The sequence below is a fragment of the Cryobacterium sp. Y57 genome, from assembly GCF_002929505.1.
Lineage (GTDB): Bacteria > Actinomycetota > Actinomycetes > Actinomycetales > Microbacteriaceae > Cryobacterium.
In genome coordinates this window covers 296,665-310,032 of the sequence record NZ_PJJL01000072.1, presented here as the reverse complement: position 1 = coordinate 310,032, position 13,368 = coordinate 296,665, and the positions used below count along the sequence as shown (strand labels likewise).

Annotated in this window: 11 protein-coding genes; 6 read left to right on the top strand and 5 right to left on the bottom strand. The window is 64.7% G+C overall.

The window, feature by feature from the left end; all coding sequences use genetic code 11:
* The first annotated feature begins 54 nt into the window (after positions 1-54).
* Entirely contained in the window at positions 55-1,470 is a 1,416-nt protein-coding gene (locus CXY72_RS17075) for a GH1 family beta-glucosidase (protein ID WP_104128850.1), read from the top strand.
* Between the two features lie 184 nt (positions 1,471-1,654).
* Here the strand turns inward: CXY72_RS17075 and CXY72_RS17070 are convergent, their stop codons facing one another.
* Complete coding sequence (locus CXY72_RS17070) at positions 1,655-2,551, bottom strand: site-specific DNA-methyltransferase (RefSeq protein WP_104128849.1); 897 nt, start codon at positions 2,549-2,551, stop codon at positions 1,655-1,657.
* A 49-nt stretch (positions 2,552-2,600) separates the two neighbouring features.
* On the opposite strand from CXY72_RS17070, the gene CXY72_RS17065 reads away from it, so the two are divergent.
* Complete coding sequence (locus tag CXY72_RS17065; RefSeq protein WP_104128848.1) at positions 2,601-2,939, top strand: GNAT family N-acetyltransferase; 339 nt, start codon at positions 2,601-2,603, stop codon at positions 2,937-2,939.
* Between the two features lie 49 nt (positions 2,940-2,988).
* On the opposite strand, the gene CXY72_RS17060 is transcribed toward CXY72_RS17065, so the two are convergent.
* A complete protein-coding gene (locus CXY72_RS17060; RefSeq protein WP_104128847.1) occupies positions 2,989-4,041 on the bottom strand; it encodes a biotin/lipoate A/B protein ligase family protein in 1,053 nt (350 codons plus the stop codon).
* Between the two features lie 4 nt (positions 4,042-4,045).
* Complete coding sequence (locus CXY72_RS17055) at positions 4,046-4,894, bottom strand: alpha/beta fold hydrolase (protein ID WP_104128846.1); 849 nt, start codon at positions 4,892-4,894, stop codon at positions 4,046-4,048.
* An 81-nt stretch (positions 4,895-4,975) separates the two neighbouring features.
* Here CXY72_RS17055 and CXY72_RS17050 point away from each other — a divergent pair, with 81 nt between their 5' ends.
* Together CXY72_RS17050 and CXY72_RS17045 are read left to right on the top strand one after the other, a co-directional pair.
* Positions 4,976-5,476: a MarR family winged helix-turn-helix transcriptional regulator gene (locus CXY72_RS17050; RefSeq protein WP_104128845.1), complete on the top strand. Its 501-nt coding sequence runs from the start codon at positions 4,976-4,978 to the stop codon at positions 5,474-5,476.
* The gene (locus tag CXY72_RS17045; RefSeq protein ID WP_233197916.1) at positions 5,473-6,879 is read left to right on the top strand and encodes an MFS transporter; all 1,407 of its coding nucleotides are present in this window, start codon (positions 5,473-5,475) and stop codon (positions 6,877-6,879) included. Before CXY72_RS17050 ends, CXY72_RS17045 begins: the two co-directional genes overlap by 4 nt.
* Positions 6,880-6,940: 61 nt before the next feature.
* Here the strand turns inward: CXY72_RS17045 and CXY72_RS17040 are convergent, their stop codons facing one another.
* On the bottom strand, positions 6,941-8,407 hold the full coding sequence (locus CXY72_RS17040) for a peptide MFS transporter (RefSeq protein ID WP_104128843.1): 1,467 nt from the start codon (positions 8,405-8,407) through the stop codon (positions 6,941-6,943).
* Positions 8,408-8,689: 282 nt separating this feature from the next.
* On the opposite strand from CXY72_RS17040, the gene CXY72_RS17035 reads away from it, so the two are divergent.
* Complete coding sequence (locus CXY72_RS17035; RefSeq protein ID WP_104128842.1) at positions 8,690-10,981, top strand: S8 family serine peptidase; 2,292 nt, start codon at positions 8,690-8,692, stop codon at positions 10,979-10,981.
* 97 nt (positions 10,982-11,078) lie between these two features.
* Positions 11,079-11,999, top strand: coding sequence for a 2-hydroxyacid dehydrogenase (locus CXY72_RS17030; RefSeq protein ID WP_104128841.1), 921 nt, complete (start codon positions 11,079-11,081; stop codon positions 11,997-11,999).
* 17 nt (positions 12,000-12,016) lie between these two features.
* Here CXY72_RS17030 and CXY72_RS17025 read toward each other — a convergent pair whose 3' ends face one another.
* Positions 12,017-13,321, bottom strand: coding sequence for a sugar ABC transporter substrate-binding protein (locus tag CXY72_RS17025; RefSeq protein ID WP_233197915.1), 1,305 nt, complete (start codon positions 13,319-13,321; stop codon positions 12,017-12,019).
* Positions 13,322-13,368 lie beyond the last annotated feature (47 nt).

The following is a 13,368-nucleotide window of genomic DNA, read 5'->3' as shown; positions in this document are numbered from 1 at the left end:
CCGGGAAGGCCCACAACGTTGGTCGGAGGCCGCGCGGCAGGGTAGCGTGACGTCATGTCGCAGACCGCACCCACACCGTTCCCCTGGCCGCACGGATTTCTCTGGGGGTCGGCGACGGCCGCCGCGCAGATCGAGGGCGCCGGCCATGCCGGCGGCAAGGAAGACTCAATCTGGGACGCCTTCGCGCAGGTTCCGGGCGCCATCGCGGGGGGCGACGATTTGGAAACCGCCGTGGATCATTACCACCGGATGCCCGCCGACGTGACCCTTATGGCCTCACTCGGCCTCGACTCCTACCGTTTCTCCACCAGTTGGGCGCGGGTGCGTCCGGGCGACCGCGCCGTGAACCCAGAAGGGCTCGACTTCTATTCCCGGCTCGTCGACGAACTGCTCGGCGTGGGTATTCTGCCCTGGCTAACCCTGTATCACTGGGACCTGCCGCAGGCGCTGGAGGAGAAGGGTGGCTGGGCCAACCGCGACACCGCCTACCGTTTCGTCGACTACGCAACGGATGTCTACTCCGCGCTCGGCGATCGAGTCACCCATTGGACCACCTTCAACGAACCGTTCTGCTCCTCCCTGCTCGGCTACGGATCGGGCGTGCACGCGCCGGGCCGCCGGAACGGTCGGGCGGCGATCGCTGCCGTGCACCACCAGCATCTCGCGCACGGGCTCGCGGTCAACGCGCTGCGCTCAGCGGGCGCCCAGAACCTCGGGATCACGCTCAACCTCACCAACGCCGTGCCGCGCGATGCCACCGACCCGGTCGACATTGAGGCGGCCCGGCGGCTCGACTCGCTGGCCAACCGCATCTTTCTCGACCCTCTGCTGCATGGCGCTTACCCCGAGGACACCCTGCGCGACCTCGAGCCGTTCGGCCTGGCCGAGGTCATCCACTCGGACGACCTCGAGATCATCGCCGCTCCGCTCGATTTTCTCGGCGTCAACCACTATCACGACGACCTCGTGAGCGGGCACGCAGCTGCCTCGGCGAACGACTCGCACGCCGGCGGCGCCGCGCGTTCGGTCGGGTCGCCGTGGGTCGGCTCGGAGTACATCAGCTTTCCCAGCCGCGGACTGCCACGCACCGCAATGGACTGGGAGGTCAACCCCGACGGCCTGCGCTTGCTGCTCGTGCGGCTCGGCACGGAGTACGACCGGCTCCCGCCGCTCTATGTCACCGAGAACGGCGCCGCCTACGACGATGTGGTGGGCGTCGATGGCGTCGTGCACGACGCCGAGCGCACGGAGTACATCGTGGCGCACATCAACAAGGTGGGTGAGGCCATCGCGGCCGGCGCCGACGTGCGCGGATACTTCGTCTGGTCGCTGCTCGACAACTTCGAGTGGTCCTATGGCTACGAGAAGCGCTTCGGCATCGTGCGGGTCGACTACGACACCCTCGAGCGCACGGTGAAAGACAGCGGGCGCATGTTCGCGGCGCATATTCGGGCGGCACACGCGGGCTGAGCGGCCGCAGGCGAGCGGATATCGCCTACTCGCGGCATCCGCTTCTGGCGGCACTCCCCAGCGATGGCGGCACCCGCCAGCGACCGCGGCACTCTGCGGTAGGGGTGCCAGCATCTCTACCGAGTGCCGCGAGAGCTGTCGTCGTACGTTGCACCCTGCCAGGGCTCGGTGAGACTGCGAAATCTCAGTGGTTCCGGGCGGTTGTCTCAAGAAATTGAACGCCGGAAACCGGCGCAAACCTGGCCCGCATCACGTTGAACGCCTCCCGGTTCTGGTCGATGAGCACGAAGCGTCGGTCGAGCGCGGCAGCAACCGCGCCGGTGGTGCCGCTGCCGGCAAAGAAGTCGAGCACCCAATCTCCCTCACGGCTGGACGCCTGGATAATGCGACGCAGAATTCCGATCGGTTTCTGCGTGGGGTAGCCGGTTTTCTCCTTGCCGGTGGGGGAGACGATCGTATGCCACCAGACATCCGTCGGCAGTTTTCCCTTGGCCACTTTTTCGGGCGTGACCAGGCCCGGCGCCATGTACGGCTCCCGGTCGACGGTCGTGGAGTCGAAGTAATACCGGGCCGGATTCTTCACGTAGACCAAAATCGTGTCGTGCTTGGTGGGCCACTTGTTCTTGGATTTCGCACCGTAGTCGTAAGCCCAGATGAGTTCGTTGAGAAAGCATTCCCGGCCGAACAGGGCGTCGAGCAGCACCTTGGCATAGTGCGCTTCGCGGTAGTCGAGGTGCAGATAGAGTGTGCCGTCGTCGGTGAGCAGGCGCCAGGCCTCGATCAGGCGCGGTTCCAGAAAGGCCCAATAATCTTCGAACTGATCGTCGTAGCCCAGCAGGTCACCCTTGATGCGCTCGTAACGCTGGCCCTTGAACCCCGTGATCGTGCCGACCGCGTGCGAGCCGTCGGCGGAGACCGACCGTACGGAGGTGGTGCTCTGCCGTTTCTGCGAGCGGCCGGTGTTGAACGGCGGGTCGAGGTAGATCAGGGTGAAGGCACCATCGGGCAGGCCCGGCAACACGTCGAGGTTGTTGGCGTGGATGACACGGCTCGGGCTGGTCGGTGTCCACGCGTTTGGCATTTGTCTATTCTTTCAGCCTGCGCGCCGCTCATCGGCTTAGTCTGATCGGATGACTGCTGAATCGACGACCATCCACTCGCAGAACCTGGCCGATGCCGGGACTGTGGAAGTACGCCACGACCCAGGGCAGAGCCGCTACACGGTGTGGCTCGACGACGAGGCCGTGGGACGGGCTGACTACACCACGACGTCAACGGCCGTGCACTTCACCCACACCGAAGTCGATCCGACACAACGCACACACGGTCTCGCCAGCATCCTGGTCGAGCAGGCGCTGGGCGACGTGCGCGTTCGCACCGATCTCGCCGTCGTGCCGGACTGCTCGTACGTGGCGCACTGGATAGACACTCACGTTGACTACCAAGACCTGCTGACGCGCGGGCGGTAGTGGCAGGCGGATGCTGGCGGGCGCGCCGCGAGCATCCGTTCGGCGCGCTTTACGGAACCCTGGCCAACCAGGCCTCTGTGCTGAATTTGTTCGCGACGAGCTCGGTAGCCTTGGCGTATTCCTCGGCGGTGACGTCACCCTCGCTGGCGCCGTACAGGCCGGTGAAGGTTTCTTTCATACGGTCGATGATCGCAGCGCGGGTGAGACCGGTCTGACTGCGCAGCGGGTCGACGCGTTTGGCGGCGCTCGTGATGCCCTTATCGCTGAGCTTTTCGCGGCCAATGCGCAGCACCTGCACCATTTTTTCACCGTCCATGTCATAACTCATGGTGACGTGATGGAGCACGGCTCCGCTTCCCAGACGCTTCTGGGCCGCTCCGCCGATCTTGCCCCCGGGACTCGTGATGTCGTTGAGCGGCTCGTAGTGCGCGTCGATGCCGAGGGATTTGAGAGCGGTGATGACCCACTCGTCGAGAAAAGCGTAGGAGTCTGCGAAGCTCATGCCCTGCACGAGGTCGGTCGGCGCGTAGATGGAATACGTGATGACCGAGCCGGCCTCCATGAACATGGCGCCGCCGCCACTGATGCGCCGCACCACGGTGAAGCCATACTTGGCGGCATTCTCGGGGTCGACCTCGTTCTTGAGCGACTGAAAACTGCCGATCACGACGGCCGGTTCGTTCCACTCCCAGATCCGGAGTGTGGGCTGTCGGCGTCCCTCCGCAACCTCGGTCGCGAGCACCTCGTCGAGGGCCATCTGCAGCACGGGCGCGACGGGCTCCTGCGAGTGGATGATCTGCCAGTCGTAGTCCCGCCAGGTGCTCGCCTGGGCCAGCGAACGGCGAATCGCCACGGCCACGGCCTCCGGAGAGAATCCGAGCAGAATGGCACCGCTGGGGAGCGCACCGCGCACCGTAGCGGCGATCGTGGCCGTCGCACTGCCGACGGGGAGGCCGCTCACCGCGGAATTGATGTCTTCGAGGGCATCGTCGGGCTCAAGAAAGAAGTCTCCGGCCAGACGAAAGTTGGTTATGACATCATCGACGACATCGAGATCAACGACGACCAGTTTGCCGCCCGGAACCTTATATTCACCATGCATGCAATCAGCCTACGGCGGTCAAGCGCTCGTCGAGCCAGTCCACGAGGTCGCCGATGACTTCGTCGCGGTTAATCTCGTTGAAAACTTCGTGCCGAGCGCCCGGGTACACGATCACGCGTACGTCCCGCAGCCCGGAACGCTGAATGTAGGAGTTCACCAGCTTGAGCGCACTGCGTTCCCCGCCGACGGTATCGTCACCGCCGACGAGCACGAGCAGCGGCAGGCCACCGGGCAGACCACGCGCCGGGCGACCGAACAGGCGCGCGGCCTCGCGAATGCCGAACAGCTTCACGAGCGGCGTCGCCGTGGTGAGCGGGTCGGCCACGAAGGTTGCGGCGACGGCCGGGTCACGGCTGAGCCACTCGACCCCGGTAGTGCCCAGTGCCTTATGCCTGCGGTTCAGGTCGCCGCCATCGAGGTAGCCAGGCCAGCGGTAGGCGGTTCCGGAGAGCACGATGGCATCGTACTCGGCCGCGTGCTCGTTGACGATCATCTGCACCATGAACGATCCCCAGCTGTGCCCGAGCAACACGAGGGGCAGGGCTGGCTGCTCCGAGCGGATGATTCCACTCAACTGGTAGACGCCGGCCACTGCCGAGCGCAGCCCGCCGGCGCCGAGCCGACCAAGCCTGGTGTGATCGCCGCTGTGCTGGGCAAGTCCGGTCTGGCCGTGACCGAGGTGATCGTCAGCGTAGACCGTGTAACCAGCCCGATTGAGGTCGGCGGCGAGCGCCGCGTACCGCTGGGCGTGTTCGCCGACACCGTGGGCGAGCTGGATCACGGCTCGGGGGGCCGGGACCGGCCAAACGTAGTAGGTGATAACCAAACCGGCGGCATCCGTATATGTGGGCACGAGGCTAGTCTGCCCCGTTGTGCCCCGCACGCTCAATGCAATAATGTACTTAGCGAGGCTAATTTGCTATGCTAATGATATATGGAATCGCGCATACACCCGAAAACCGCAGCCCTGGGCGTCGTCAAGGCCCAGCCATCGGCACGCTCTGACCAGGCGGCGAATAACACCTCGGAGATCAGCCACGAATTTCGGCTGGCCAATGGGCGCCTAGCTCGCCGCCTGCGGCAGGAGAAGGCCGAAAACGAGTTGGGTAGCGGCCAGTTTTCGGCACTCGGCGTGCTTTACTTACACGGCCCACTGACGCTCACCGAGCTCAGCGAATTCGAACGGGTCACCCCGCCCTCGATGACCCGCACGGTCAAATGTCTCGTTGATGCCGGCCTCGTGACCCGCACCGATTCCACGCTCGATGGCCGCAAGATCGTGCTCGCCACAACGGATGCCGCGCGCGCGATGATGACCGAAACGCGCAAGCGGCGAGATGCCTGGCTGGTGCAGCGCGTCGCCCGGCTCAGCCCCGAACAGCACCGCGTTCTCGCCGCGGCGACCCTGATAATGAAGGAGCTCGCCGACAGTTGAGTGCCATGTTCCGCTCGCTGAGCGTCGTCAATTACCGCATCTGGTTCGCCGGAGCTTTGGTGTCGAACATCGGTACCTGGATGCAGCGCACCGCCCAGGACTGGATCGTGCTGACCGAGCTCACCAACTACAACGCGACCGCGGTCGGCATCACTATGGCTTTGCAACTCGGCCCGATGCTGCTGCTCATGCCCTGGTCCGGGCTGATCGCCGACCGGTTCAACCGGCGCAAGCTGCTCATTCTCACCCAGACCCTGATGGGATTGCTGGCCCTCGGCCTGGGTATTCTGACCGTGCTCGAGGTGGCCGAGCTCTGGCACGTCTACCTCTTCGCCTTCGGCCTCGGCATCGTCGCGGCGATCGACGCGCCGGCCCGCCAAGCTTTCGTCTCCGAACTCGTCGCTGAAGACCAACTGTCCAACGCTGTCGCACTCAATTCCGCTTCATTCCACGGCGCACGCTTGATCGGTCCGGCCGCCGCCGGACTGCTCACGGTTGCCGTCGGTGCGGGCTGGGTGTTCATGATCAACGCGGTTACCTTCGCAGCGACCGTCTTCGCGATGACCCTGCTGCGCACGCACCAACTGCGTCGCCAACCGACGATCTCCCGCGAGCGTGGGCAGCTGTTGGCTGGCTTCCGCTATGTGCGCGGACGTTCCGACATCGTGGTCGTCATGATCGCAGTCTTTCTGATCGGCACGTTCGGCCTGAACTTCGCCATCTTCACGTCGACCATGGCCACAATCGAGTTCGGCCGGGGGGCTGCGGAATTTGGCTTGCTCAGTTCGATCATGGCCATCGGCGCCGTCATCGGCGCTCTGCTCGCTGCCCGACGGAGCCGTGCCCGGCTGCGCCTCATCGTGCTCGGCACCGCTCTGTTCGGCATTGCGTGCGCACTGTCGGCGATCATGCCAACATATGCCACTTTCGCCATATCTCTCACACTGGTCGGTCTATCCTCACTCACCCTGATGACGACCGCGAACGCGTACGTGCAGACCACGACGAGGCCCGAGATGCGCGGCCGGGTGATGGCGCTCTACATGGCCATCTTCGTCGGCGGCACTCCCCTCGGCGCGCCGCTCGTCGGTTGGGTAGCGGATGCCTTCGGCCCGCGTTGGGCGCTCGGCCTCGCAGCGCTCTCCGGCCTGTCGGCGGCAGCCGTCATATTGTTCTGGATGGTGCGCTATCGCCGGTTGCGGGTGCAGCTGCATCCGTTCTCGTCACCACGGGTGCGCGTGCGGCATGCTGGCGACGGGCGTGCGGTGGCTGCGACCAAGCACGAGGACGAGCACGCCGCCTTGGACATTGCCCCAGACCTGGACCGCGAGCACGCCGCCGAACGCAACCGCGAAACCGCGACGCGAGAAATCGCCATCGTCGAGGCCACAGTGCCGCGCTAGCCGCTGCGTGGGTACCGTTGCCGGGTGCCGGCCTCACACCGCCGATTTCGGCGAGCGGGCACTAGCGCACCCCGCCCATCAAGCGCAGCACCGGGCGGGCGACCAGGGCGAGCATGAGCCCCAGCACGATCGCGATGCCGCCGAGAACGCCGAAGTAAAGTCGCTCGGGCGCCGTCGCGTACCAGGCGGCGAGCACCCCAGACACGGCAGAGCCGAGCGCGACCGAGAGAAAGAACAGCGCAACCATCTGGGTTTTGAACACCGCGGGTGCGAGTTTGGTGGCGATGGAGAGCCCAACCGGTGAAAGCAGAAGCTCCGCAACCGTGAAGACCAGCAAAATGCCAATCATCGCCAGTAGCGGCGTCGAATTCGCCGCGCCGCCGGCAAACGGCAGAAACAACAGGAAAGCGGCCCCCATGACCGCGGTTCCGACCGCGAACTTCATCGGCGTAGACGGCTGCCTCGAGCCCCACCTGGTCCACAGAGCGGCGAAGAGGCCGGAGAGCACGATGATGAAGACGGGGTTGATGGACTGCACCCAGGGCACCGGCATCTCCCAGCCGAACAGAGCCCGGTCAAGCCGCTCTGCGGAATAGATCGTGACGACCGTGAACTGTTGCTGGTACAGCGACCAGAACGCGGTGCTGGCCACGAAAAGCGGGATGAAGGCGTAGACACGTTTGCGTTCTACCGGAGTGATCTGCCGGTTTGTGAGAATCACCGCGAAATAAGCGACCGCGGCGAAAACGGTCAACCCAATCACGATCGTGACCAGATTGCGTGCGGTGATCACGCCGATCAGCACGAGCACGACGATGACGACGACCGTCAGTACTGCCCCGTAGGCATAGCCGCGCCAGCGGGATCGCGGGAGGGGATCCGGTACCAATCGGGCAGTATCCGGCAGCCGTTTGCGGCCGAACGAGTATTGGGTCAAACCGATCGCCATACCTACAGCGGCGAGTCCAAAACCATAATGAAATCCGATCTTGGTCTGCAGCAACCCGGTGAGGATCGGTCCGGCAAACGCGCCGAGGTTGATGCCGAGGTAGAACAACGAGAAACCGGCGTCTCGCCGGGGGTCATCCGGGGCGTAGAGCGCACCGACGACAGACGTCGCGTTGGCCTTGAGCCCTCCGCTGCCGACGGCGATCAGAAGGAGGCCGGTTATGAGACCGCCGACCCCCGGCACGACGGCCAGGGCAATGTGACCGAGCATGATGACGATGGCGCTATAGAACAGCACCCGCTCGGAGCCAAGAAGACGATCGGCGACCCAGGCGCCGAGAATGGTCGACAGGTAGACGCCACCACCGTACGCGCCCACGATGCCGGCTGCCGTGGTCTGGGCAATGCCGAGGCCGCCGTCGGCGGCCGAGAAGTACAGGTACAACAGGAGGATGCCCTGCATACCGTAGAACGAAAAACGCTCCCACATCTCGACGCCGAAGATATTGGCGAGTGATCGCGGCTGCCCGAAGAAGGCTCGGTCCTCATGGACAGCAGCGCGGCCGACGACTTTACTCATTAGACAATGGTACCAACCACGCCGACTACCGGCCGGAGACGAATACCCGAGAGGTGGATGGCGCGCACGGGCGAGCTCATCCTCGCCCCCACCCCGGTCCCCCAGCGCGGCATCCCCTATTTTGCGCGCGCCGCGGCGCCGGCACGGCGCTATTGGCGAGCATGTCAATGAAGACATTCACGTTGGTCTCTGATGGTTTCGCAAGCAGGTCGGTAGACTTCTCAAGCGCTGTGTCGCAACGTTGGCCACCCGTTTGAGTGCCCCTGAGCAGTCGGAGTTTCCATGTTCCACCGAATTCGGCCGATGCTCTCGGCGATCCTGTTGTGCACCGGCGTTGTCGTGGCGGGCGTCGGAGCCCCCGCGGCTGCAACCACGGAGCCCGAGCGATATCTCGTAGACGCAACCTCGCTGGTTGTGCTGGAGGAGGCTCTTGCCGCCGTGCCAACCGCCGACGCCGAGGTTCTGAACGAGGTGGTGAGCGCCATTGTGGAACTCACGCCCGATCAGGCAGCCCTGCTCGATGCCGAACCGGGGGTGGTCGTCGCCAAAGATGTGACGTTGTCGATCAGTGATATACAAAGCGACGCTCCGTGGCAACTCGACCGCCTCGATCAATATTTGGCAACGACACACGCCGCGAGCACAAATCAGGAGTACTGGTATCCGGCCTCCGCAGGAGTGGGCGTTCGCATCTACGTCGTCGACACCGGGGTGCAACGGAATATAACTGATCTTTCAGGACGCGTGACGTCGGGATTTGACGCGATCGCGGGCATCAGCGGCACGGACTGCAACGGCCATGGCACCGCCGTCGCCGCCACGGCCGCCGGCACCGTGTACGGAGCGGCCAAGCGAGCAACGGTCGTTCCCGTTCGGGTAATGGACTGCAGCGGAGTCGGTGCCGGATCTGACATCATCGCAGGCCTCAACTGGATCATGTCGACTCATCCAGCTGGCACCCCCGGCGTCATCAACCTCAGCCTCGGCGCCCTCGACACAACGAAGGATCCCGACTTCCTGCCGCTGGACAGTGCCGTTGAGAATGCCGTCGCGGCAGGGTTCTTTGTGACGATCGCAGCAGGCAACGATGCCGTCGTCCCAGACGATGCCTATAACGCAGACGCCTCCGATGGACCAAACGTTACCGATGGTGCAGACGTTCCCGACGCCTGCCAAGTTGTACCGGCCCGTGTACCGACGGCGTTCACGGTCGGCGCCCTTGACCCAGCGGTCGGTGGCGTTGGCCTCGAAGGGCGGGCATACTTTTCCAACGCGGGTTCCTGCGTCGATCTGTTTGCGCCGGGCTTGGGCGTGCTAACGTCAGCCACTGATTCTCGCGAGACCGTAGTGAGCGGCACCTCGTTTGCAGCCCCGGTGGCCGCCGGTACGGCAGCGGTTTACCTGGCTGAGCACCCCACGGCCACTCCCTCCGAGACGACTTCGGCGCTGCTGTCATCCGCCCAGAGGGACGTTCTCGTGTCGACCCGCGATCAGCCGCTGAATTCAACAATTCGCTTTGGGTCGGGATACGCGACCGCAGCCAGCTCAACGTCAGCCAACCTCGTATTGCGAACGCCGTTCCTGCCGAGCGCACCCGGTGGGCTGGCGGCATCCTCTGGCGGGCTGGTGCAGTGGAACACGGCAGATGGGACCGGCAACACGGTTTTGGGCTATCGCCTGCAGGCGTCGACCGACGGGACGACCTGGTCCACGGTGCTGGACGAAAGATCCGGCGTGCGCCTGTCTCACCAGATGGCATCGGTGACGGCAAATACAACGTACTTCTACCGGGTCGCCGCCGTGAACCGCATTGGTGCCGGCACGTGGGGCGGGCCCATTGCTGTCACAACAACACCGGAGACGACTCCGGCCCAGACACCCCCAACCGCGTCTGGGCCGGAGACGACTCCGGCCCGGACGCCCCCAACCGCGTCTGACAGCGCCACGGCGCTAATCTACGCGGTGTACGACGACGTGCTGGGGCGCACCCCCGATGCTGGCGGTTTGAACGCCTGGCGGTACTCCCTGCTGGAGCAGGGCTGGCCGGTAACGCGGGTCGCCAATTCCGTGCTGAACAGTGATGAATATCTCGTCGGCCAGATCAAGCTGGCGTATCGAACCGTTTTGCACCGCGAGTACGATCAGGCTGGCCTCAACGATTGGCTCAATCGCATCCATATCGGAACTGCGACCGTCGACGAAGTGCAGATGACGTTCATGAAGAGCCTCGAATACTACGAACGCGCCGGTTCTACCCCTTCCGGCTTCACGACTGTGCTGTACCAGGATCTCCTGGTGCGGGCGGCTGGCCCCAGCGAATTGTCTTATTGGGCTGAACAGGTGCGGCTCTACGGAACGGCCAGGGCCGTCAACGGAATCTGGAATTCTGAAGAGTCAGCCGCCGAACGTATCGCGATTGTCTACGAGCTGTTTCTCAACCGCGGTAGCGATCCCGCAGGTATCCGCAGTTGGACGCCTCTGGTGATCGCCCACGGCAATCAGGCAGTTCGCTCGGCCGTGCTGAGCAGTGCGGAATATCTGACAAAGGCGCAGACGCGTTTTCCTCGAGCCTGACCCCGCACCACTTCGGTGGGGAGACTCCCGGCACCGGTCTGGCTGGCGGTTCGCCCAGACCTCCGGACGGCGCGTACGGGCGAAGTAGGCTCGTAGAATGAATCCATTGCTGGTCAGCCTGCCCGATTCCCACCTGCACAAGGCGGTCGGTGAACTGCCCGCCGGCGTCGAAGTCGTCGAATGGCCGCTCGACGGCCCGGCCCCCCGACCGCGGTTCGACATCGTCGTCACGCCGTATATGGGCGGGACCGACCGACTCGCGCACCTCGCCGGCGTCGAGACCCGATTAGTGCAGAGCCAGTCCATCGGCTACGACGGTGTCGATCAGGTCCTCCCAGCCGGGCACGTCTTCGCCAATGCTGCAAGCGTGCACGAAGCCTCCACCGCCGAGCTCACCCTCGCCCTCATCCTGGCCTCCCAGCGCGGCATCCCCGATTTTGTGCGCGCCGCCGACGCCGGCGAATGGGCGCCGGCCCATCACCCGAGCCTCGCCGACCGCACGGTGTTACTGCTCGGCTACGGCGGTGTCGGTCAGGCCATCGAGAGCCGGCTGCTCGCCTTCGAGACCACGGTCATCCGCGTGGCGCGCACGGCCCGCAGCGATGAGCGCGGCGCGATCTACGGCTTCGATTCCCTCTTCGAGCTGCTGCCACAGGCCGACATCGTCGTCGTCGGCATTCCACTGACTGCAGAAACCACCCACCTGGTCGACGACGCGTTCCTGGCCCAGATGCGTGACGATAGCCTGCTCGTGAACATTGCCCGCGGCCCGGTCGCCGATACGGCCGCCCTGCTCGCGCACGCGACGAGCGGCCGCCTCCGGCTCGCACTCGACGTGACCGAGCCGGAACCGCTGCCCGCGGGGCATCCGCTCTTCGCCCTGCCGAATGTGCTCATCTCACCACACGTCGGCGGCGCCTCGAGCGCCATGCTGCCGCGCATGGCTCGGCTGGTGCGTGAGCAGATAGAACGGATGCTGCGCGACGAGACCCCGCTCAACGTCGTGTTGAAGAGTTAGTCGCTGCGTCAACCTGTTCAGCCGTCGATGGCCGCGTTCGCACTGGCTTGCGCGGTGCGCAGGGCCTGGTCGACTGGAATGCGACCCAGGAACATTTCGGCGAAAGTCGACTCGAACGCGTCGGAGGCCTCGGCCCATCTTGCGCCCTGCGGCGCCTGCACTGTGCCGTTATCGAGCACATCGATGAACGCGGTCACGTCGACGCCCCGTTGCTGCCACGACTCGATGTAACTGGCCTGCGCACCGATGACGGCCGGCGATGCCGACCCGTCTTCGCCGATAGCCGCGCTGCCCGCGGTGCTGCCGAGCCACTCGAGCAGTTTGCGGGTCTGTCCCGGATGCTTCGAGTCGGCGTTGCCAGCGGCGATGACGCCGTTGGTGACGCTGATCGCGCCGGCCGGACCCGACGGAATTGCCGCGACCCCCCACTCGAAGCCGGCGCCATCGCTCACGTTGCTGAGGTTGTAGACGCCGCTCTGGAACAGGGCCATCTTGCCCTGCAGAAACTGGTCGAGCGCGAAGTCGCCGTTGAGGTTGGTGTCGGCGGCCGACGGGGCCACGTGATATTTGTTCATCAGGTCGATCACGTACTGGAACGACTCCTGTCCCTCGGCCGTGTCGAAAACGAACTCGTCGCCGTCTTGCAGGGCCGCGCCGTTCGAGCCGAGGTAGTTGAGGTAGATGGCGTTGAGGTCGTTGGCGGCGTTGTAGCCGTACTGCACGATTTGTGAGGGGTCGAACGCTGGGTTGTCGGCGGTATTGCCGTTGGCGTCGATGGTGAGCTTTTGCAGCACGGGCAGCAGGGTGTCGTCGCCGGTGGCCGGATCCCAGTGCAGGTCGCCGACGCTGCCCGGGTCGATACCGGCTGCCGCGAGGAGTTCCTCGTTGTAATACAGTCCGATCCCGGGATCAGCGAGCTGGGGCACTCCCCAGAGCGCACCATCGAGGGTGTACTGGTCGATGACGCTGGGTTGCCAGTTGACCTGAGCATCGGAGCCGAGGGCATCCGTTATGTTCATCAGGCTGCCATTGACGGCATAGTCCGCGAAGTTACCGGCGTTCACCCAGAACACATCGTCGGCGGTCTCGCCCGCCACGTCGACGCGCAGCTTGGTGAAGTAGTCGGCCCACGGTACAACGTTGACGGCGACATCGATGCCCGGATTGGCTTTCTCGAACGCCGTGAACGACTTTTCGTAGGATTGCGCGACCTGTTCGTCCCAGACCCGCACTGTCAGCGTCGTGTCGGAGCCGGTTTGCGGAGTCAGCGCCAGCGCAGTGGCGACGCCGCCGATGGCGACAACGGATGCGACGGTGACCATGGCAATAATGGTTGAGCGTTTGGCGATGGTGTCCCCTGTTCTTGTTG

Bases quoted from the DNA above. Each gene is read 5' to 3' on its own strand.
- CXY72_RS17025 (WP_233197915.1), bottom strand. From the start codon at position 13,321: ATGGTCACCGTCGCATCCGTTGTCGCCATCGGCGGCGTCGCCACTGCG.
- CXY72_RS17050 (WP_104128845.1), top strand. From the start codon at position 4,976: ATGGAATCGCGCATACACCCGAAAACCGCAGCCCTGGGCGTCGTCAAG.
- CXY72_RS17040 (WP_104128843.1), bottom strand. From the start codon at position 8,407: ATGAGTAAAGTCGTCGGCCGCGCTGCTGTCCATGAGGACCGAGCCTTC.
- CXY72_RS17060 (WP_104128847.1), bottom strand. From the start codon at position 4,041: ATGCATGGTGAATATAAGGTTCCGGGCGGCAAACTGGTCGTCGTTGAT.
- CXY72_RS17065 (WP_104128848.1), top strand. From the start codon at position 2,601: ATGACTGCTGAATCGACGACCATCCACTCGCAGAACCTGGCCGATGCC.
- CXY72_RS17030 (WP_104128841.1), top strand. From the start codon at position 11,079: ATGAATCCATTGCTGGTCAGCCTGCCCGATTCCCACCTGCACAAGGCG.
- CXY72_RS17035 (WP_104128842.1), top strand. From the start codon at position 8,690: ATGTTCCACCGAATTCGGCCGATGCTCTCGGCGATCCTGTTGTGCACC.
- CXY72_RS17070 (WP_104128849.1), bottom strand. From the start codon at position 2,551: ATGCCAAACGCGTGGACACCGACCAGCCCGAGCCGTGTCATCCACGCC.
- CXY72_RS17075 (WP_104128850.1), top strand. From the start codon at position 55: ATGTCGCAGACCGCACCCACACCGTTCCCCTGGCCGCACGGATTTCTC.